This window comes from Rahnella sp. WP5 (assembly GCF_000745615.1).
In the GTDB taxonomy this organism is placed as follows: domain Bacteria; phylum Pseudomonadota; class Gammaproteobacteria; order Enterobacterales; family Enterobacteriaceae; genus Rahnella; species Rahnella aceris.
The window spans coordinates 109440-129601 of the sequence record NZ_JQJR01000011.1 but is presented as its reverse complement, the minus strand read 5'-3'; the positions used below and the strand labels follow the sequence as shown (position 1 = coordinate 129601).

Sequence of the window (20162 nt, the reverse complement as noted above, 5' to 3'; positions counted from 1 at the left end):
TGTGATATTTATTATGTTAAGAAAGATGGAGTATTCCCTGTCCTTATGAATAATTATCTCAACAGGTGTCTTAAGTCAGAAATGAAAAATATCTTTGCTTCACACTGACGAAAGATCTTTATTAACGTTAAGTGATGGGTCAATCATAAGGTGTGAAATATGTCTGAGAATAACGCCATATCACAATTATCCGGAATGTTGGATAAGTGGTTTTCCTGACGGCGTAAAGTTTGTAGCATAAGGCTTTACGCCGTCGGTTCCGTGAACACCACCAGGACAACCCCATGCTTCCCCGTTTTAAACTGCTCTTTTGTGCTGCTGTTTTATCGTTCTCCTTCTCCGGCGCGTCAATGGCTGCCGATGCGCCTTCTTACGGTCCGCAATTGCAGGGATTTGATTATCCGTTCCCGCTGAAACAATTCTCTTTTAATTCCCAGGGTGCCCCGCTGCAAATGGGGTATCTGGATGTGCCGCCCACCGGGCATAAAAATGGTCAGACCGTGGTGCTGATGCATGGCAAGAATTTCTGTGCCGCGACCTGGGGTGACACTATTTCGGCGCTGGTGAGTAAAGGCTACCGGGTTATCGCGCCCGATCAGGTCGGGTTCTGTTCGTCGACCAAACCTTCGCATTACCAGTACAGTTTCCAGCAGCTGGCGACCAACACGCATGATTTGCTTAAAAGTCTGAAGATTACCAAAGCGGTGATTGTCGGGCATTCGACCGGCGGTATGCTGGCGACGCGCTACAGCCTGATGTATGCGCCGGAAGTGTCGAAACTGGTGCTGGTGAACCCGATTGGTCTGGAAGACTGGAAAGCTAAGGGCGTGCCGTATCGTACCGTCGATCAGTGGTACGACCGTGAGCTGAAAACCTCGGCGGAAAGCATTAAACAGTACGAACTCAAAACCTATTACGTGAATAAGTGGAAACCGGAATATGACCGCTGGGTCGATATGCTGGCAGGGCTGAACAACGGGCCGGGGCATAAACTGGTGGCCTGGAACTCGGCACTGATATACGACATGATTTTCACGCAGCCAGTGTTCTACGAATTCAAAAACCTGCGTGTACCGACCACGCTGATGATCGGCACGGCTGACACCACAGCCATCGGCAGCGATATTGCGCCGCCTGCGGTAAAAGCAAAAATCGGTCATTACAACGTGCTGGGTAAACAGGTTGCGAAGCTTATTCCGCACGCGAAACTGATTGAGTTTAAAGGTCTGGGCCACGCACCGCAGATGGAAGAACCGGAAAGATTCAATGCGACGCTGCTGAAAACGCTGGCGCGCTGATGTTCCTGTACTCCTGAAACGGTATTCATGAAAAAACCGCAGTCATGACTGAACTGCGGTTTTTTTATGTCTGCGGGTTAACGATTAACGCAGATTGTCCGGGAAGTTAGCCGGTAACTCGCTGGCAGCGCAGTCAATCACGGTGTCATTATCCGCACCACAATCACGCACGAAGGTAATGGTGGCGAATTCGTCGATGACTTCAGTCGGATAAGCGGGGCCGGCATCGCGGTAAGCATTCATCAATGGAATATGTTCGTTCTGGAAGCACACGGTTTTTTCCGGATTGTTCATGATCCAGCGTGGGAAGAAAATGGTGCCGTGGAACACGTTGTCGCCCAGATTCACAATCAGGCTGACATCTGTACCGGTCGGTTCTGTCCAGGAAATTTTGTACACATCAGAAGCCACACGCACGATATAGGCTTTCTGGTCTTTCACCCAGCGGTTGCCGACCAGCCCGCTATGAATGCGGTAATCCAGCGTTTCGGCATTTTTCACATAGATTTCATAATTCCAGCCGTTGTCGTAAGTGTAAACAACGTGTTTGCCGATGAAATTGCTCAGGTCATGTTTATCAAAGTTGCTCATGGTAATTCTCCTTAACGCAGTAACAGGTGAAATGTTTTGTTTCGATGAGGAGAATATTACGCGCTAAAAAATTGATAAAAAAACGCTGATTTCAGATGGAAATAATCTAAAATTCCGATGTGTTTTACCTAAAGGGAGTAAAAATATGGCACTTCCACGCACCACACTTGAGCAGTGGGTGGTATTACAAACGGTGATTGAACAAGGAAGTTACGCGCAGGCCGCAGAGGTACTGAACCGCAGTCAGTCTTCCGTCAGTTATGCCCTGAGTGGATTACAGCAACGTCTCGGTCTGCCGTTGCTGGAGATTCATGGCCGTAAAGCGACGCTGACGGAACAGGGGCGGGCGTTGCTGATGCAGGCCACGCCGCTGATTTCCGCCTTTTTGCAACTTGAGCACCGCGCCGCCGGGTTGAAAGACGGGACGCGCACCGAACTGAGCCTGGTTGTCGACAGTGTCTTTCCCAAATACCGTCTGTTTCGCGCACTCAAAAATTTTCAGCAGCAGTTTCCCGATACCCGTGTTCATCTGACAGAAATTCTGCGCGGCGAAAGCCTTAAGCAATTAAATGAACGATCAGCGGATTTATACATCACCACACTGGCACCGGAAAATGCGATACAGGGGCGCTTCCTGCTTGACGTGGATTTTGTGCCGGTGGCCAAAAGCGATCATCCGCTGATGAGCCTCACCGTTCCGCTGACTGCGCAGGATCTGGCGCGTTTTCCGCTGATTAGCGTGGCCGACCGGCACGCGCCGCGTGCAGAAAATGTGTCATCCGGCCCTGTTGCCAGCTGGACATTCACCACCGTCGGGGCCGCGATGGAAGCCATTGCGGTGGGCGTGGGGTACGGCTGGCTGCCGCTGGAAAGTGTGGAAAAAGCGCTGGAGAGCGGTTTGCTCCGCCGACTGGAATTATCAGCCAGAACGGTGCGGCAAACGGCTTTGTATATGGTGATGGATAATGAATCGGAGCGGTTTGATAAAACGGTCAGCACGCTGGCAAAAAGCATTCTGACGGAGTGCGGTTTGCTGCCATAACTTTCTGGGAGCAAACCGCTTCAACAGGGACGTGATTACCTTTGTGATGTACGACAGCCCGCCAGAATATCCAGTTGCGGATCACGTTCCGAGGTTTGCACGTCCATCGCGCTCAGCACGGTGTGGAACAGGTTATCCTGCGAAACGTCTTTGTTCACGGCATACGATTTCAGGCATTGCAGATCAATTCCCTGCGCTTTCACATAACCGCTGGATAACCAGAACAGCATCGGCACGTGTGTCTGTTGCGCCGGTGCCACGCTGTAAGGCGTGCCGTGCAAATACAGGCCATTTTCACCCAGCGATTCGCCATGGTCAGAAAGATAAATCACAGCCACGTTGTACTTATCCTGATACTGCTTCGCCTTCTCAATCACCTGCGACACCGTGTAATCCGTGTAAAGCAGGGTATTATCGTAGGTATTCACCAGTTGTTCCTGAGAACAGTTTTCAATATCGCTGCGCGGGCAGTCAGGCATAAACTTACGGAATTCCTGCGGATAGCGTTTGTAGTAGGTCGGGCCGTGGCTGCCGATCAGATGCAAGCCAATCAGCGTATTTTTGCCGTCAGGTTTGATGTCGTCATCGATATTCTGCATCAGCGCCATGTCGTAGCAGGTATCGCCATCACAGTATTTACCGTCTTTTTTTGTATCGATGGTGATATTCGGCACGCGGTCGCACACGCCTTTACAGCCTTCATCATTGTCTTTCCAGAACACTGAAACACCGGCTTTATGCAGGATATCCAGCAAGCCTTCACTGTTACGGGCGCGGTTGGCGTCGTAGCGGGTGCGCTTCATATTCGAGAACATGCACGGCACAGAAATCGCCGTTGCCGTGCCGCATGACGTCATTTTATTAAAGAACACCACGTCAGGAATAGCCTGTGTGTACTGATTAGTCGGTTTGGCGTAACCCTCAGATGACTGATTTTGCGCCCGCGCGGTTTCCCCAATCACCAGGAACACCAGATTTGGTTTCTGCCCCGGTTGCTGCACCAGTTTTGCATCGTTGCCAATAGTCTGGAACGGCATTTTCGGCGTGAAGTAACGGTGATTGATGTACTGGAACGCGCTGTAGAGATAGTTTGTCGGCACAATTTCCAGATTCAGGGTGCGGTTGTTACGGCCCACAGAGGCGTAATCTTTGTAAAAAATCCCGGCAATGGAGGCAACCACCAGCAATGAAATCACCATCGACACCAGACGGACACCGAGACGGCGTAACGGCGTTTTTTCATAGCTGACCGGTGTCAGGAAAAGCAAAATAGCGGGCAAAACGCCGGTGAAGACAAACCACAGTATCACTTTCAGATTCAGGTAAGACGACGCTTCAGCCGATTGTGTCTCGAGAATATTTTCGATCATGCCGCGATCAAATACGACCTGGAAGGTCATCATCGCAAAACTGGCGAGGGCACTGACCGGCAGCACGATAATAAAGAATGGCTTAAGCAATGGGCGAAAGCTGAAAGGGGTGAACACAAAGTTCAGTGCGGCAAACAGCGCAACCGGAATGCTCAGGGCAAAAGCCAGGTTGTACGCGGGCAGTGCCTGTAAGATGCGATAAAAATGCAGCAAAATCGGCAGATTAACGATAAAGGTAAAATACAGGGTCAGCAGTAAAGTCAGCGTAAAGTAGCTAATCTTCGGGAATATAGAGCGCAATGAAAACTCCCAACAGGATGGTGGTAGCAGCGTTGATGTGAGGGAAACATAACGATAGAAACGAATATCCAATAGAATATTCATCAAATCTTAAGAAAGCCTTAATCTACCTGTCATAAAATTTTCGTTATGCAGCGTTTCCGAAAAGGTTCAGAAAATAAAAAAAATATAAGAGACCGCCTTTTCGATCCTGAAGCCTTATGCTGTGCGGTGTAGCGATGCGGATGTTCAAGAAACACTCCCCCTTGTTTAAACCTCTCTGAGTGCGTTTCCCTCCGCTCATTTTGATCTTTCCCTGATTATGCCTGTCCGGTTTAATTCACCACTGACTGCCTGCCGGCTGTCAGAAGGATGTTCGTGTTGATTTCATCTTCGGCCACAATTGCGGCCAGCAGTATCATAGAGCCAGGTGTCATTATCGGCCCGCGAGTGGTTATCGGGCCTTTCTGCTTTATTTCCGCCGGTGTGCAAATCGGCGAAGGAACACACATTTCTTCTCATGTCGTTATCAACGGCAATACCAAAATTGGCACGGATAACCAGATTGGCATGGGTTCATCCATTGGCGAGATCAGCCAGGATTTGAAATACGCCGGAGAACCCACCGGGCTGGAAATCGGCAATGGAAACCGCATTGGCCGCCACGTGACACTGCATCGCGGCACCGTGCAGGGCGGTGGTATGACCCGGATCGGGCACCTGAATGTGTTTGAAGGGGGCGTGCATGTCGGCCATGACTGTCAGATAGGAAATGCCACGTTTATCGGCGAACACAGTGCTCTGGCGGGGCATGTTTCATTGGGCAGTGATGCCCGGATTGATGCCCTGAGCGCGGTGCATCAGTTTTGTATTATTGGCATGGGCGTCCATCTCCTTGCTAATACCTGTGTGGTGCAGGACGTGCCGCCTTTTGTGATAGCGGGGGGAAATCGCGCGGTGCCGAAAGGGATAAACGAGCAGGCAACGGAATTTTGCCGGGCCGGCAAAGCGCAGCAAAATGTCATCCGCTATCTGTACGATTTGCTTTATCACCAGCCGGAATCGGTGGAACGGGTGAAGGGGGAGATTGAGCAGCTCAGCGCGGAATATCCGTTACTGTGCCACTTCAATGCATTTTTCCTCGATTCAGCGCGCGGGATTATTCGCTAACGATTTCACGGTAACCCTGCGGCTGAACAGAGGAAGAGGACTGTCAGGCTTCGAGTGCCAACAGGGCAAAGGTCGCCAGCCAGTGTTCGCCCATGTAGGTGCTGTCGAGATGGTTCAGCGCGCTGTGCAGATGGGCTTCTGCCGTCTGGCGCAGCAAGGCCGCACGCGGATCGCCCGCTGGCAGCGCAGAGGCCAGCGAACGCTGACACCAGGCGCGGCTGAGATTCAGTCCGTCCAGATGGCCAATTTTACCGTCACTGCGGTCAGTGACCGTGGCGGGGGTGAAAAGCGTGGCAGGCTGGCTGTGAGCCAGATCCGGCAGGAAACGGCCAAACCAGGTCACAAATGCTTCGCCCGGCAGAACGCGCCGCATCAGTTCAGCCTCCATCAGGGAGGGTGACAGGAATTCATCACCGCCCGGTTCCCACGCCTGACAATGCACATCTTCCAGATGCCAGCGCAGCGCCGTTTCTTCGATCAGTTCTGCCAGTTTGTGATGCTTAACGCAGCGCGCATAATCAAGCGTTAATGCCAGCGCAAACGCGGTGTTGAAATGGCTGCCGACCCGCAGGGGATAGGTGGCTTTGGGCAAAAACTCACTAAAACTCTTTTCGAAGAACCGGCTCATCGGCGCCAGCGTTTTTGCCCATTCAGCAGCCTGCGGCAATGCCATCTCATGCAATTGCTGGCTCAGCGCCAGAAACCACGCCCAGCCATACGGTCTTTCAAATCCGGCATGTTGCGGTTGTTGCAGATAGGCCATTTCACCGGCGACGTTTTCTGACGTGAAATGCTGGCCGATCACCGCAATGATTTTTTCAGCTTCCGGTAATTGCGGAAAACGATCCAGCAGGCGCAGCAATAACCAGTATCCGTGCACGCAGGAATGCCAGTCATAGCTGCCGTAAAAGACCGGATGTAACTGGCGTGGCGTTTGCGCATCTGCCGCGCTGCTCATGGCATGCATGAGTTTGTTCGGGAATTCACGGGTTAAATGATTCAGCGCCAGTGAGGCAAAACGGGACGCCATCTCTGGCGTCAGGGCGGTACTTTGTTGCGTCGTCATCGTCTTTCCTTATCAGAAACGGAACACAAAGAAATACATAAACGCGGTATTCACCAGCAACAGCAATACACCGGTTTTCCACTGCGCTTTAATCACGCCATTCTTGTCCTGCAATTCGAGCAAGGCCGCAGGCACGATATTGAAATTGGCCGCCATCGGCGTCATTAAGGTGCCGCAGAAACCGGACAACATGCCGATCGCGCCCATAATCGCCGGATTTCCACCCAACTGGTTGACGATGAGTGGCAGCCCGATCCCCGCGGTCATCACCGGGAAGGCGGCAAAACCATTTCCCATGATCATGGTGAAAAGTGCCATGCCGAAGGTATAGGCAATCACAATCGCCAGCGGTGAGCCGAGCGGAATGATGTTTTTGACCAGTTCAGATACCACGCCACCGACCCCCGCCAGCGCAAACAGCGCGCCGAGTGCGGCCAGCATCTGCGGCAGAATAGCCGCCCAGCCGACGGTGTCCATCGTCTGTCCGCCCGCTTTCACGGCTTTGACCGGCGAATCACGCAGCATAATCAGCGCCACAATAAAGGCCACCAGCGTACCGAGTACCAGCGAAATCAGCGTCACGTTTTTGGCTTCTACCAGCGGCGTGTATTTCAGCGTCAGGGTGCCGATCAGGGTCACAATCGGGATCAGCAGGGCGGGAATAAACAGTCTGTTGCCAAAACGTTTGGCGCCCGCTTCGCGTTTTTCGACCTGTCCGGGCTGCTCACTGTCTGATTTGCCTTTACCCAGTTTCCCGCTACCGGCGATGACCGCCAGTAAAATCGCCATACAGCCGGTCACGAAGTGCGGCAATTCAGCGCCAAACAGGAAAGTGACACCGTAAATGCCCCAGAACAGCGCGTTGACATAACGGCGGGAATGGCTTTTATCGCGCACGTTGAAGAACGCATAGGCGCAGAACATCAGGCCCGCAAGAATATAAACAGTCTGCAAAGTGATCATTTCGCTGCACTCCCGTGATGAACGTCGAAGCGTTTAGCCAGCGAGCGGTCAAGCAGCCATAACCGTATAAAGTGGATAATCAGCGCAGCAATGGCGGTAGGGATCGCCCAGACAGACAGATGCAGCGGTTCAACGTTAATGCCGTACTGTTCCAGAAAACCTTTGATCAGCAGGATAGATTGCACGGCAATGAAAATGTCTTCACCGAAGAACACCGCCACGTTATCGGCGGCTGCCGCGTGAGCACGGATTTTCTGTCGCACATCATTAGGCAAATCGCCGTATTTGGTGGTGGCCGCAGCTTCAGCCATCGGCGCTATCAGCGGGCGAACCATCTGTGCATGACCGCCCAGCGAGTTAAGCCCCAGTGCGGCGGTCATCTGACGCAGGAAGAAGTACAGCATCAGCACACGGCCGGTAGTGGCGGCATGCACTTTGGAAATCAGATGACGGGCCTGTTCTTTCAGGCCGCTGCGCTCGAGGATCGCGATCACCGGCAGTGTCAGCCAGATCAATCCCATATAGCGGTTATCGGTGAACGCTTTGCCGAAGGCGCTGATGATATCGATAGTATGCATGCCGCCCGCCAGACCGGTAGAAATACCGGCCACGGTCACCACTAATAAAGGATTAAACCGCAGTGCAAAACCCAGCACGACGATCGGAATACCAATTAAAACCCACATATTTTGTCCCTCAATAATGTTGTGTTTGTTTTATATTTTTAATGGATCTGAACAGCGCTATACGCGGGTAATAACTGCGTGTTATTACTTAGAATTAATGCGTATATAAAAAGCGTGAGGCGGAAAGTAACAAGCGTTAACGGTGAACGCAAGATGCAAAGGCAGGGGAGGTCATAGGAAATTATTCTATGAATCTGATGTTTAGCATTCTGACAAAATAAATAACTGGTCTGGAAATTATGACTGGCGTATCTGACAGGGCGCGGGCGAAATAACAGAATAAATAACCCGGCCTGATGGACGGGTATAACAAAAAGAGAGGGGCTGGGGCGGGGTTATTCGCCGTCTTCGTCGCCGTAATATTTCACACCGAGTTTGATTAAGTCCCGGCCCTGCGATTTACGGTGTAAGTTGCTGTCGCGCAGGGAATAAACACAGCCGCAATATTCCTGCTGGTAAAAGCGTTCGCGTTTGCTGATTTCAATCATGCGCGCAGAGCCGCCTTTTTTACGCCAGTTATAATCCCAGTAAACCATGCCCGGATAAGGCGCCGCCGCGCGTTCGCCACTGCCGGTAATTTGCTTCATGTCTTTCCAGCGAGAAATCCCCAGACAACTGGTGATGGCGCTGAAACCATGTTCAAAGGCGTATAACGCCGTACGTTCAAAACGCATGTCAAAACACATGGTGCAGCGCACGCCGCGCTCAGGTTCATTTTCCATGCCCTTCGCCCGCGCAAACCAATTATCGGTGTCGTAATCTGCATCAATAAAAGGAATGCCATGCTGTCCGGCAAATCGCATGTTTTCTTCTTTGCGCAGAAGATATTCTTTCTGCGGGTGAATATTCGGGTTGTAAAAGAAAATTGTATAGTCGATCCCCGATGCCTGAATGGCTTCCATCACTTCGCCCGAGCAGGGTGCGCAGCAGGAATGCAGTAATAATTTATCGTGCCCTGCAGGCAGGCTCAGTTTATCGCGGATTAATTCAGACATACTTTTCTCCAGACTCTCAGATTTTCTTTACGACTTTTTCAGGGGGATAATAAAAGAACCTCCCCGCCAGTCAAAATTTTCTTAACTGTTTAACTTACCGGAGGATTGTGCGCCAGCGTTCAGTGCTATGATGTGACCACGTCAGGGCGAAGCCCGGTGAACAGAGATTTAAGGATACAGGCAATGCAGATTATGAGATCGAATCAAATTCGCTGGCTCAGTGTGTTGATTGTGATGGGCGGGCTGTTACTGATTCTTCCTCTTCATTTACTGGCATGTTTTATTGCCGGTTTTTTAGTGTTTGAACTCATCAATGCGCTTACCCCGTACTTTCAAAAAATCATCAGTGGCGAACGTGCCCGCTGGGTGGTGGTGGCCATTATCGCGACCCTGGTGATCAGTTGTCTGACGCTGGCGATTGCGGGCATTGCGGATTTTCTGATGGAGGATATGCGTAATCCGGTGGCGTTTAACGCTATGGTCTCGCATCTGCTGACAGACGCACAAAGCCGTTTATCGCCGGTATTACTGCATTATTTACCGGCGAATATTGAAGAGTTGCAGCGCAGTTTCCTGCAATGGCTGCGTGAACATATCGTGATGATTCAGGCCGTTGGCAAGAATGCTGCCCACGTTTTCCTGACCATGATCATCGGTATGATCCTCGGCGCGATTATCTCGCTTCAGCAGCCGCGCAAAGGTGAACTGCACGCCCCGCTGAAAAAAGAGCTGTTGCAGCGGATGCATTTGCTGGGCGAAGCCTTCCGTAACGTGGTCTTTGCGCAGTTCCAGATTTCCCTGATCAATACCGTGCTGTCAGGCATTTTCCTGTTTGGCATTTTACCGCTGTTCGGCATTCATCTGCCGCTGGCAAAAACGCTGGTTGTCGTGACCTTCGTCTGCGGGTTGCTGCCGGTTATCGGTAATCTGATTTCGAATACGCTGATTTTCATCGTCGGCCTGTCGCTGTCGCTGTGGGTCGGCGCGCTGGTGCTGGCGTATCTGATCATCATCCACAAAGTGGAATACTTCCTGAATGCCCGCATTGTTGGCAGCCGCATCAAGGCGAAATCCTGGGAGGTTTTACTGGCGATGCTGATCTTCGAGGCGGCGTTTGGCATACCCGGCGTGGTCGCTGCACCTATCTATTACGCTTATCTGAAAAGCGAACTGAAAGAAGCGGGTCTGATTTAATCCTTTCTTAAAACATGGCGCTTTGCGGGCAAAGTGCCACTGTTTAGTCTCTGCACAATCCCGCCTGAAAATCCTGAAATAAACAGATTCAGGCAAGTAATGGCGAGGATCGTTATATCAGTGAGTCATCTTAAAGCGTCATAATTTTGCGGTGCCTGCCTTTTCTGCGGGCATGAAGTATTCCGTAATCCAATCAGGAGATAAAAATGACGCTTAACGTTCGTGGTTTCGCTGCACTTTCAGCGGATGCGCCTCTTGCGCCTCATAATTTTGTTCGCCGTGACCCGCGTGATACCGACGTTGTGATCGACATTCTGTACTGCGGTGTTTGCCACTCTGACATCCACCAGGCGCGTAATGAATGGCATCAAAGCATTTATCCGATGGTTCCGGGGCATGAAATTATCGGACGCGTGAAACAGGTTGGCGCGAAAGTCTCTGGCTTCAAAGTGGGCGATACCGTCGGTGTCGGTTGTATGGTCGATTCTTGTCAGCATTGTGAATCCTGCGCGGAAAGCCTGGAACAGTACTGTGAAGAAGGCGCTACCATGACCTATAACAGCCATGATCGTCATGACAATATGATGACCTACGGCGGTTATTCCGAACAAATCGTGGTTTCAGAAAAATTCGTTCTGCGTGTTTCTGAAAAACTGGACATCAAATCTGCTGCACCGCTGCTGTGTGCCGGTATCACCACGTATTCTCCGCTGAAACACTGGAAAATCGGGAAAGGTCACAAAGTGGCTGTGGTGGGCCTGGGCGGTCTGGGTCACATGGGTCTGAAATTTGCCAAAGCACTGGGCGCAGACGTGACGCTGTTCACCCGTTCCAAAGGTAAAGAGCAAGAGGCTTACCGTCTGGGCGCGGACCACGTGGTGCTGTCTACTGATGAAAAACAAATGGCTGCCGTAAAAAGCCACTTCGATTTCATCCTGGACACCGTGCCCAATCCACATGATCTGAACCCGTATCTGGACACGCTCAAACGTGACGGTACCCATATTCTGGTCGGTTTGATTGAGCCAGTCGAACCTGCGCTGCACAGCGGCAAACTGGTTATGGGCCGCAAAACCGTTGCCGGTTCTCTGATCGGTGGTATCGCTGAAACCCAGGAAATGCTGGATTTCTGTGCTGAGCATGACATTTCCTGTGATGTGGAAATGATTGACATGCAGGACATCAACGGCGCGTACGAACGCATGCTGAAAAGCGACGTGAAATACCGCTTTGTTGTTGATATGGCGTCATTGAAAAACGCCTGAAAGGCCGTATTGCGCTGCGTTGATTAAATAAGCAGCTAAATAGCGATCTGATGCGCCTGTCCGGCTTATGACTCTCTGTGTAGAAGAACCCGGCAGGGCGGGCGCATTGTGGCGAAATTTACTCTTTACACGTTTCTGTGACTTCTCGGCTTGAAAGCGCGGTGGTATCCTGCTGCCTTTCGCCGGGCGAAGGAAAACCAGTGGCTAAGAGTTTTGACGAACTCATCAGAGACATGGATCTGATGATTGAACATGTGGACAGGCTGAAAAACTTGCCACCACGGGTTGCTCAACCAGCGGCCTCTGACAAACCTGCGTACGATTCTTTCGGTGAGATTTTCGCGCTGAAAGCCGTCATGCGGGCTTTTATCTCTTCAGTCGACACTATTGTTAAAGTGCAGATTGCCAAGAAAGTTGAACAGGATATCGGCCATCTGGAGAATACCGTGCGGTCGATTGGTGGCGGCAGTGCAGACGCAGACGACGTCGCGCAAATCACGGCATATGTTCGTCACGCGGTGTCTGAATTAATGGATTAATTCTCCGTGCCGTCAGTCAACGCCGGTCGCACAGTGTATTTAACCAATACCTTGTGCGACCGGCGTTTTTTTTGGACTTTTTGTCCGCAGGCGAGGGCGATGAAAAGCGTCTATTCTTGCCATAATTCCTTTTTGCTGGTGCCGGTTATGTCTCAGGATTACCGCTTTTTTGCGTCAGCCCGACGCCGCTGTTATGCCCTTTTATTTGAACACCGCACCCGCAGCGGCCGCCGGATGGAAATATTCTGGATCCTGGCGTCACTGCTCAGCGTTCTGCTGCTGTTTATCGAATCCAGTGCATATGACTTGTTTCCGGCGACACCTAATATCATCCCGTTGTTCGGCCTGGTCGAAATGGGGTTTACCGCGCTTTTTACGGTGGAATACGTCTTACGGGTGGTCTGTTCGCCGCGCAAAACCCGTTATCCGGTGAGTTTTTTCGGCATCATCGATCTCTGCACCATTCTGCCCATGTACATCCTGTGGATGCTGCCTTCCTTCGCGGGGGCGGGGAATCTGGAGATCCTCATCCGCCTGCTGAGAATTTTACGTGTGCTGCGGGTACTGAAATTATTGCGCTACATGAGCGACGCCGGGGTTTTATGGCGCAGCCTGATGCGTGCGAAACGTAAGCTCTGCATCTTCTTTGGCTTTGTCGCCATTATTCTTTGTCTTTTCGGCGGGCTGATGTTTGCTGCCGAAGGTGGCAACGGCGGATTTACGTCGCTGGGCGCGTCTGTTTACTGGGCCGTGGTGACGCTGACGACGGTCGGATACGGGGACATTACACCGCATACTGCACTGGGAAGAATGCTTGCGTCGGTGCTGATCCTGCTGGGGTATTCGATCATTGCCGTGCCGACCGGGATTTTAACGGCTTATATGTCGCAGGAATTGGAAAAAGGGCGTGCTGCCCGTTCTTGTCAGACTTGTCTGCATTCTGGCCATGAAATAGATGCAAAATTTTGCGCACATTGCGGAGCGGTCTTAGCGGCCGATAAACCACAACCTGTTGAAAAATAGCCTGATAACTGTACATCTATTGAACTGTTCGGTACAAAATTAGACTAATTTCGCGCTTTACCGCAGCATTGCATTAAAAAGAGTTGCTATTAAAGGGCAGTCATGAGTAAATACATACCGGCCTGTGGTACAGACCTATTTATGCACGACATCCTGAGTAAAGTTGTTCCAATTTAAAGCGTTATCCATGATAACCCTGCTCTGACGAATTTCCTTCTTAGTGCCTCCATAAGTAACGACTGAAATCCGGCTATAACATGCCCATGGTGGCGAAATTTATTTTTAAAAGGTAATTCTTATGTCAATGATGAAAGGTCAGGTTAAGTGGTTTAACGAGTCTAAAGGCTTTGGCTTCATCACTCCTGCTGACGGCAGCAAAGATGTGTTCGTACACTTCTCCGCTATCCAGGATCAAGGTTTCAAGACCCTGGCTGAAGGCCAGAACGTACAGTTCACTATCGAGAACGGTGCTAAAGGTCCGTCTGCGGCTAACGTTACCGCTATCTAATCTTACTTTACCGCTGTTTCAGCGATAAAAGTACAGATGACAAAAACCCGCATGCGCGGGTTTTTTTACGTCTGTTGTTTGTCAGTTAACCGCTTATCAGTTAACCGTATCGTTGATACGCCGTTTGTCATTTCTGCGAGCGTCTGCTGTTTTATCCGGCGGTCTCTGGCAAAAAGATAAAAAAAAGCCCGCATAACGGCGGGCAAAATATTTCTTATGACATTCATTATGTACTTCCTCGGGGGGTAAGCACACCGCCAGTATAGAGAAAATGAAAGTCAGGATTCTTGCTTCAATTCGTTAAGAAAATGAAAAGGAGTCCCGCAGGGGTATTTTACCGTTTCGCATTATCTTTCCTTTCATGCCATGCCTTTGTGCGGTGGTCTGTACTACAATAATCATAATTGAAAACCATGGGATAACCTGATGAAAGTTAATGATCTTGTGACAGTGAAAACCGACGGCGGGCCGCGCCGCGAAGGTAAAGTATTAGCCGTAGAGGAGTTTTACGAAGGCGTCATGTATCTGGTTTCGCTGGAGGAATATCCGGCGGGCATCTGGTTCTTCAATGAAGGCGACACCAAAGACGGCACGTTTGTCGAACCACGTGAAGGTTCTGAATAACGTTACGCTACATCCGTTACGAATAAAAAAATACCGGGGCAGAAGATTTGCCACCGGTATTTTTTTACTTATTGCCCGTCAGGAATAACGCTGACGCGACGATCAGAACGTTTCCCAGTTCGGCTCATCGTTCACCCCTTTTGACGAACGGGAAGCCGGGCCGGGCAGGGCGCGGGATGATGCCGGGGACTGTGGCTGCGCACTGCGTGTGTTGCCATCCAGACGGAACACCGCGACAGCCTGTGTCAGGCGCGCGGCCTGTTCTTCCAGTGACGCGGCCGCCGCTGAGGCTTCCTGCACCAGTGAGGCGTTTTGCTGCGTGACACCATCCATTTCCGACACCGCCTGGCTGACCTGACTGATCCCACGACTTTGTTCATCCGATGCGGAAGCGATTTCACCCATGATGTCCGTCACATGGCTGACCGCGGTGACAATTTCTGACATCGTGTCACCCGCATCGCCCACCAGAATGCTGCCTTCGCCGACGTAATCGACGGATTCTTCAATCAGCGCTTCGATTTCTTTCGCTGCCTGTGCACTTCGTTGTGCCAGGCTGCGCACTTCGCTGGCCACCACCGCAAATCCACGCCCCTGTTCACCAGCGCGTGCCGCTTCCACGGCGGCATTGAGCGCCAGAATGTTTGTCTGGAAAGCGATACTGTTGATCACATTGGTGATTTCAGCAATTTTGGTCGAACTGCGGGAAATCTTATCCATGGTACTGACAACCTCCGCCACAATATTCCCGCCTTTTTGCGCTTTATTGGAGGCGTCGGCGGCCAGTTTGCTGGCGTGGTGGGCGTTTTCGGAGTTCTGTTTCACCGTCGCCGTCAGCTGTTCCATGCTGGCAGCCGTTTCTTCCAGTGCCGCCGCCTGTTGTTCGGTTCGCGATGATAAATCGGTATTGCCCGAAGCAATTTCTGTCGACCCCTGATAAATAGACACCGCGCCTTCACGTACGGTCAGCACCGTTGACGCCAGCGAGCGTTGCATTTGATCTACGTTGTTGCTCAGTACGCCGATTTCATTCCGACCATGTGCCCGGGTGGGCTGCGTCAGGTCTCCCTCGGCAATTTTCTGAATGCGCATCACCATCCGGTTCAGCGGATGAATAATCACTTTGCGCATGACCAGATAAGTGATGAAAGTCAGGACCAGCGCCAGCAGGAACCCGCCGCCCATCAGGGTATAACCGAGCACGGCATTGCGCTGCGCTTTATCATTGATGGTGTTAGCGGTTTGGGTGCGATAGGCAATCGCCGCCAGCAGCGGGACGTTATTGGCGAGATCCAGGCCACGTACTGTTTCTGCTTCCTGAGAAATCACTTCTTCGAAATGTGCCTGTTTGGCCGATTCCAGCATCGGCGCCATGCCCTGAGTCAGATAGGCGTCGTAGGCTTTTTTCAGCGGTTCATCGAGCGCCCGATCTTTATCGGTTTTATTTGGCCGGTTGATATACGAATCAAACGAGGTTTGTGACTGTTTAATGCGGCTGGCAGCGTCCTTCAGGTTTTGGCTAAACACATCCTGATCGCCAATACGCGCGGCTGCCGCGGCCTGAATCAACAGCAAACGTGCGGTACGCAGATGGTTTGAACTGTTGGAAAGCGCCAGACGGATTTGCAGCTCCTGGGTGGCGTTTGCCAGCGCGGCATTACTTTGCTTCAGAAAGAAACCGGAGGTGCCGATGGACACAGCAAAAAGGAAAAGGATCCCGGTAAGAATCAGGCTAATCAGGGTAACAAGGCGAATATTGCTGATAAAGGAGGTTCTGGTCGTTAACTGTGTAGGAGTATCCATTTTATTTTGTTCCGCTCAATTGATCCTGTATACCGCCTGTTCCGGGCGGTCAGTGACAGCGATAAAGGCATTGCCAGCGGGCAAGTCCGGCCTTGACGAAAAAAACGCCATAGGGTGTCATCGGCATTCCGGCGCAGGGATTCAGTTTATATTTGTGGCGGAGATCTCATTTTCAGAGATTAACGACGATTTCTACAGGCCACACCGTTGCGTAGCCTGTAGCAGGAGGCCGAAAAAGAAGGGCGGAGGTTAATTGACGTAGATGCCGTTGGTAAGCTGATCACATAAACGGACGACGTGATAAATAATATGTTTATTCGGTGATTTTATTTTCCTTTTAATATTTCCCTTATAGGAAGACACCGTTTTGGTTTTAATTTGTAATTTATCGGATATTTCAATGGTGCCGTTGCCGGACATCCACATCTTGAGCATCGCTGATTCAGAACGGCTGAGCATCACAGGCCGGGTATCGAGCATTCCGCTGCTGGCAGGATCCTGCGACTGCGGCAATAACGGATGATTGATTAACTGCTTAAGGGTATCGGCCTTAATGGATTTCGACGTGATAATCACGTTCTTACGCACGAAAATATACTCTTCGAAATGAATACGTGTACGGGACATAAAAATAAAAAACAGCGTATCAGGGTATTCGGTGATCAGTTCTCCCAGACGCTCTTTATTACCTGAATGAGGCGATATGCAATCCTCGTTAATAAAAACAAGGGAAGGATTCAGTTTGCTGCAACCATTGAGAAGCTGCTCAAAATGGCTGACATAACTGATGTCTTGTTCACTGGCGAGAAATTGTTGCAATCCGAGACGCGTATACCGGCATGGATCCAAGATTATCGTTTGCATAGTAAGTCCCCATAGGACATCCCTGTTCTGCATAATGATTGGATTCTTTGGTGTCAGCACAAAAGGCACAAACTGCATGCTGACTCTACTTTTTGCATGAAATCTGTCCGGTTGGAAGTGATTTTTTTACCCCGTAAGAGGCAGGAAGGGGTTTGGTAAATTTGGTTTATGTCACAATTTATTTTGTGACTGAACAAAAAAATGACTCGAATTAAGACTATTCTTAATGGATGTAAGGACATAGAAGAAAAGCTAATTGATTATGATGTTACAGTAACACTCTGGAAGACATAACAATATGCTGATAACCCTGCGTATGCTTAAAAACAATTCACGAATGAAAATGGCAGGAAAAGCGGACGCAGTGCGTAAACACTGCGTCACAGAGATTACCAGTAGGACTGCCAGCATTGCGTCACGCGTGTCAGCGCTTCGACATAAAAATAGTCCCCCCAGCTGCAACACTCATCTACGCCTTTACCGCTCGCCATGTGATAGACAGAATGCTTAAGCAAACCGTCACAATCCTCCTGATCACCGGTAAGATAATTCTCAGTCAGTGAGTCCATCATACGCAGCGCCATTTCTTCATAGCACGCACGTTTATCATCGGTGGCTGGCAGCGCGGTGGCCAGACTCAGCAGGCCGCAGACCGCAATAGCCGCAGCCGAACTGTCGCGAACGGCATTGGTGCCGAGCAGTGCCAGATCCCAGTGGCAGACATCGTCTTCCGGTAAGCGGTTAAGGAAATAATGCGCAAGACGCCGTGACAGCTCAACCTGATCTGCATCGCCGGTATAACGATAGCTGAGCAGAAAACCGTAGATGCCCCAGGCCTGACCCCGTGACCAGCAGGAGTCATCAGCATATCCCTGATGCGTATTACCAAAACGCGGCTCGCCGGTCACGGTATCCATGTAATAGGTGTGATAGGTCGAGGCGTCCGGGCGGACAATATATTTCGCCGCCTGTTCTGCATGGGCGCGGGCAGCCTCGGCGAAGCGCGGTTCACCGGTTTGCTCACTCGCCCAGTACAATAAAGGCAGATTCATATTGCAGTCGATAATCATGCGGCCAGCCTGTTCCGGGTCATTTAAATCGCCCCACGCCTGAATGATTTTCGCCCGGGTATTAAAACGTTCCATCAGCGCTTCAGCGGCGAGTAGTGCAAAACCGCGCGCCTGCCGGTTGCCGGTCAGTTTATACGCGCTGACGCATGAGAGGCTGTAGAGAAAACCGAGGTCATGCGTCGCGGTATCAATGCGGTTGGCGATACGGTTACCAAACGACGTGACCTGTTTTTCTGCCGCCAGCCGGTAACGGTCATCGCCGGTCATTTCCCATGCCAGCCATAGCTGACCGGTCCAGAAACTGGTGGTCCACTCCACATTCTCTGTCAGCGGGTAATGGCCGTTTTCGCAGGTTTCCGCCGGGAACTTATTGCCGAACTTCTCCAGATTGCGGGAAATTTTGCTGAGCACCGTCTGGCGCGCGCGCTGCATTTTTTGTGCAAAGGCGATCTTATCCAGCTGATTCAGTTCCACGGGTAACAACGTCTCTTTCGCGATGGTGATAGTCATACCTTCTCCCTTTCCATTCCAATAGTTTCAACTTCAACCTGTTCAGCCGGTACGGGTGTGCCTGAGCGCAGGCTGTGGCAGGCCGATAACGTGAAGGCGGAAATCAGCGTAAAGCACAGTGCGATACCGCCCATAATCAGATAAGTGTGTTCAAAACCGATGCGGTCGTAGAAGTAACCAGCAGGGGGAGCGACCACAATCGAGCCGACATAAATCATGGCCTGATAGCCCAGCAGATACATGGTGGCGTTGACGCGTTTGCTGAAATGCTCGGCGATGTACTTGAATACCGACACCAGCAGCAGCGCGATTTCCAGCCCGTAGAACGGCTTGATAATAGAAATCAGCAGCGGATCGTTGGTCAGCCCGGAGGCAATCAGGCGTAATCCCACCAGTGCACCGACCAGCAGCAGGCTTTTCTTGGCGCCGAAATAATTCACCAGGAAAGGGATCACCATCATCATCAGGAATTCGAGGCCGGACTGCACGGTGCTCAGATAACCGTACCAGGCGTTGCCTTGCTCTTTAGTGTCGAAGAAGGTGACGAAATAACGTGAAAATTGCTGTTCGGCGACAAACATCATCCACGCCACTCCGGCGACATAGAGCGAGAACATCCAGAACTTGCGGTTTTTGAGCAGTAAAATCACATCGCTGAACACGATCTTTTGTTGTGAAATCACGTCGTTATCTTTGAGTTCTTCATCACCGATTTTCAGCGACAACAGCACCGCCAGCATAACCAGCGAGGTGGCGCTGCTCAGCCCGAAGTTCCAGGCCGGGGAGAGATTAAACAGCACGCCGGAGAACGACGCGGCCAGCGCCCAGCCCAGCGAACCCCACATGCGGACCTGCCCGAACTCCATGTGATACAGGCGGCTGAAGCGGTCGGCGTAAGATTCGGATGCTGCGACACCGGCGTACCAGCCGAGGCTCAGATACAACGCACCGACGATAATCCCGAGCATCAGATGGCTGTCCAGCAGGGGCTGATAAACGAAAATAAAGAACGGTGCCATCAGGGCAGAAACCAGCACGACAAAGTACAGCAGAGATTTGCTCATGCCGATTTTGTCCATGATATAGCCGTAAACCGGCTTCATGATCACCGCGAACACGCCGTTAACGGCAAACACGGTACCGATACTGACACTGTCGAGTCCGGCTTTTTGCCCCAGCCACAAGGCATATAGCCCGAAGCTTGAAGACCAGGTGAAGAAATACAGGAATATAAAGCTGCTCATTTTGTAGTAAGCCGTTTTACTGGCTGTTTTTATGGCTTTCATAGTGACTCCTGAAACG

19 protein-coding genes are annotated in these 20162 nt (G+C 51.1%); 9 read left to right on the top strand and 10 right to left on the bottom strand.

Features of this window, described 5'->3' with window-relative positions:
* Positions 1-284: 284 nt before the first annotated feature.
* The gene (locus EX31_RS11000) at positions 285-1298 is read left to right on the top strand and encodes an alpha/beta fold hydrolase (protein WP_013575233.1); all 1014 of its coding nucleotides are present in this window, start codon (positions 285-287) and stop codon (positions 1296-1298) included.
* A gap of 84 nt (positions 1299-1382) precedes the next feature.
* Here EX31_RS11000 and EX31_RS10995 read toward each other — a convergent pair whose 3' ends face one another.
* Entirely contained in the window at positions 1383-1889 is a 507-nt protein-coding gene (locus EX31_RS10995) for a phenolic acid decarboxylase (RefSeq protein ID WP_013575234.1), read from the bottom strand.
* A gap of 145 nt (positions 1890-2034) precedes the next feature.
* Between EX31_RS10995 and EX31_RS10990 the strand changes: the two genes are divergently transcribed.
* Positions 2035-2931, top strand: coding sequence for a LysR family transcriptional regulator (locus EX31_RS10990; RefSeq protein WP_037034768.1), 897 nt, complete (start codon positions 2035-2037; stop codon positions 2929-2931).
* A 35-nt stretch (positions 2932-2966) separates the two neighbouring features.
* On the opposite strand, the gene EX31_RS10985 is transcribed toward EX31_RS10990, so the two are convergent.
* Entirely contained in the window at positions 2967-4601 is a 1635-nt protein-coding gene (locus EX31_RS10985) for a phosphoethanolamine transferase (protein WP_037034767.1), read from the bottom strand.
* Positions 4602-4961: 360 nt separating this feature from the next.
* On the opposite strand from EX31_RS10985, the gene lpxA reads away from it, so the two are divergent.
* Positions 4962-5750 (top strand): acyl-ACP--UDP-N-acetylglucosamine O-acyltransferase, encoded by a 789-nt coding sequence (gene lpxA, locus EX31_RS10980; protein WP_037034919.1) that lies wholly within the window; start codon positions 4962-4964, stop codon positions 5748-5750.
* A gap of 43 nt (positions 5751-5793) precedes the next feature.
* Here the strand turns inward: lpxA and EX31_RS10975 are convergent, their stop codons facing one another.
* From EX31_RS10975 to EX31_RS10960, 4 genes are all read right to left on the bottom strand, one after another.
* Positions 5794-6816, bottom strand: a complete 1023-nt coding sequence (locus EX31_RS10975; protein WP_037034766.1) for a DUF2891 domain-containing protein — start codon at positions 6814-6816, stop codon at positions 5794-5796.
* 12 nt (positions 6817-6828) lie between these two features.
* Positions 6829-7779 carry a DUF979 domain-containing protein gene (locus tag EX31_RS10970; RefSeq protein ID WP_037034764.1) on the bottom strand — a complete coding sequence of 317 codons (951 nt, stop codon included), beginning with the start codon at positions 7777-7779 and terminating at the stop codon, positions 6829-6831.
* Complete coding sequence (locus EX31_RS10965) at positions 7776-8465, bottom strand: DUF969 domain-containing protein (protein WP_013575240.1); 690 nt, start codon at positions 8463-8465, stop codon at positions 7776-7778. The genes EX31_RS10970 and EX31_RS10965 overlap by 4 nt, the downstream gene beginning before the upstream one ends.
* Positions 8466-8800: 335 nt before the next feature.
* Positions 8801-9460 (bottom strand): epoxyqueuosine reductase QueH, encoded by a 660-nt coding sequence (locus tag EX31_RS10960; RefSeq protein ID WP_013575241.1) that lies wholly within the window; start codon positions 9458-9460, stop codon positions 8801-8803.
* 183 nt (positions 9461-9643) lie between these two features.
* On the opposite strand from EX31_RS10960, the gene EX31_RS10955 reads away from it, so the two are divergent.
* The 6 genes from EX31_RS10955 to dsrB all read left to right on the top strand — a co-directional run bounded on the left by EX31_RS10955 (position 9644) and on the right by dsrB (position 14613).
* Positions 9644-10654 (top strand): AI-2E family transporter, encoded by a 1011-nt coding sequence (locus EX31_RS10955; protein ID WP_037034761.1) that lies wholly within the window; start codon positions 9644-9646, stop codon positions 10652-10654.
* Positions 10655-10860: 206 nt separating this feature from the next.
* A complete protein-coding gene (locus tag EX31_RS10950) occupies positions 10861-11919 on the top strand; it encodes an NAD(P)-dependent alcohol dehydrogenase (RefSeq protein ID WP_015689853.1) in 1059 nt (352 codons plus the stop codon).
* A 200-nt stretch (positions 11920-12119) separates the two neighbouring features.
* On the top strand, positions 12120-12458 hold the full coding sequence (locus EX31_RS10945; protein ID WP_013575244.1) for a hypothetical protein: 339 nt from the start codon (positions 12120-12122) through the stop codon (positions 12456-12458).
* Between the two features lie 99 nt (positions 12459-12557).
* Positions 12558-13481 carry a potassium channel family protein gene (locus tag EX31_RS10940; protein ID WP_013575245.1) on the top strand — a complete coding sequence of 308 codons (924 nt, stop codon included), beginning with the start codon at positions 12558-12560 and terminating at the stop codon, positions 13479-13481.
* Between the two features lie 298 nt (positions 13482-13779).
* Positions 13780-13989 (top strand): transcription antiterminator/RNA stability regulator CspE, encoded by a 210-nt coding sequence (cspE, locus tag EX31_RS10935; RefSeq protein ID WP_013575246.1) that lies wholly within the window; start codon positions 13780-13782, stop codon positions 13987-13989.
* A 426-nt stretch (positions 13990-14415) separates the two neighbouring features.
* Positions 14416-14613, top strand: coding sequence for a protein DsrB (gene dsrB / locus EX31_RS10930; RefSeq protein WP_013575248.1), 198 nt, complete (start codon positions 14416-14418; stop codon positions 14611-14613).
* A 102-nt stretch (positions 14614-14715) separates the two neighbouring features.
* On the opposite strand, the gene EX31_RS10925 is transcribed toward dsrB, so the two are convergent.
* The 4 genes from EX31_RS10925 to EX31_RS10910 all read right to left on the bottom strand — a co-directional run bounded on the left by EX31_RS10925 (position 14716) and on the right by EX31_RS10910 (position 20146).
* Entirely contained in the window at positions 14716-16416 is a 1701-nt protein-coding gene (locus tag EX31_RS10925; RefSeq protein WP_037034760.1) for a methyl-accepting chemotaxis protein, read from the bottom strand.
* A 249-nt stretch (positions 16417-16665) separates the two neighbouring features.
* Positions 16666-17280, bottom strand: a complete 615-nt coding sequence (gene rcsA, locus EX31_RS10920) for a transcriptional regulator RcsA (RefSeq protein ID WP_015689856.1) — start codon at positions 17278-17280, stop codon at positions 16666-16668.
* A gap of 389 nt (positions 17281-17669) precedes the next feature.
* Positions 17670-18860, bottom strand: a complete 1191-nt coding sequence (locus tag EX31_RS10915) for a glycoside hydrolase family 88 protein (protein ID WP_037034758.1) — start codon at positions 18858-18860, stop codon at positions 17670-17672.
* Positions 18857-20146 carry an oligosaccharide MFS transporter gene (locus EX31_RS10910; protein ID WP_013575252.1) on the bottom strand — a complete coding sequence of 430 codons (1290 nt, stop codon included), beginning with the start codon at positions 20144-20146 and terminating at the stop codon, positions 18857-18859. The genes EX31_RS10915 and EX31_RS10910 overlap by 4 nt, the downstream gene beginning before the upstream one ends.
* Between the last annotated feature and the right edge of the window lie 16 nt (positions 20147-20162).

Bases quoted from the DNA above. Each gene is read 5' to 3' on its own strand.
- EX31_RS11000 (WP_013575233.1), top strand. From the start codon at position 285: ATGCTTCCCCGTTTTAAACTGCTCTTTTGTGCTGCTGTTTTATCGTTC.
- EX31_RS10995 (WP_013575234.1), bottom strand. From the start codon at position 1,889: ATGAGCAACTTTGATAAACATGACCTGAGCAATTTCATCGGCAAACAC.
- EX31_RS10990 (WP_037034768.1), top strand. From the start codon at position 2,035: ATGGCACTTCCACGCACCACACTTGAGCAGTGGGTGGTATTACAAACG.
- EX31_RS10975 (WP_037034766.1), bottom strand. From the start codon at position 6,816: ATGACGACGCAACAAAGTACCGCCCTGACGCCAGAGATGGCGTCCCGT.
- EX31_RS10970 (WP_037034764.1), bottom strand. From the start codon at position 7,779: ATGATCACTTTGCAGACTGTTTATATTCTTGCGGGCCTGATGTTCTGC.
- EX31_RS10965 (WP_013575240.1), bottom strand. From the start codon at position 8,465: ATGTGGGTTTTAATTGGTATTCCGATCGTCGTGCTGGGTTTTGCACTG.
- EX31_RS10960 (WP_013575241.1), bottom strand. From the start codon at position 9,460: ATGTCTGAATTAATCCGCGATAAACTGAGCCTGCCTGCAGGGCACGAT.
- EX31_RS10955 (WP_037034761.1), top strand. From the start codon at position 9,644: ATGCAGATTATGAGATCGAATCAAATTCGCTGGCTCAGTGTGTTGATT.
- EX31_RS10950 (WP_015689853.1), top strand. From the start codon at position 10,861: ATGACGCTTAACGTTCGTGGTTTCGCTGCACTTTCAGCGGATGCGCCT.
- EX31_RS10940 (WP_013575245.1), top strand. From the start codon at position 12,558: ATGAAAAGCGTCTATTCTTGCCATAATTCCTTTTTGCTGGTGCCGGTT.
- cspE (WP_013575246.1), top strand. From the start codon at position 13,780: ATGTCAATGATGAAAGGTCAGGTTAAGTGGTTTAACGAGTCTAAAGGC.
- dsrB (WP_013575248.1), top strand. From the start codon at position 14,416: ATGAAAGTTAATGATCTTGTGACAGTGAAAACCGACGGCGGGCCGCGC.
- EX31_RS10925 (WP_037034760.1), bottom strand. From the start codon at position 16,416: ATGGATACTCCTACACAGTTAACGACCAGAACCTCCTTTATCAGCAAT.
- rcsA (WP_015689856.1), bottom strand. From the start codon at position 17,280: ATGCAAACGATAATCTTGGATCCATGCCGGTATACGCGTCTCGGATTG.
- EX31_RS10915 (WP_037034758.1), bottom strand. From the start codon at position 18,860: ATGACTATCACCATCGCGAAAGAGACGTTGTTACCCGTGGAACTGAAT.
- EX31_RS10910 (WP_013575252.1), bottom strand. From the start codon at position 20,146: ATGAAAGCCATAAAAACAGCCAGTAAAACGGCTTACTACAAAATGAGC.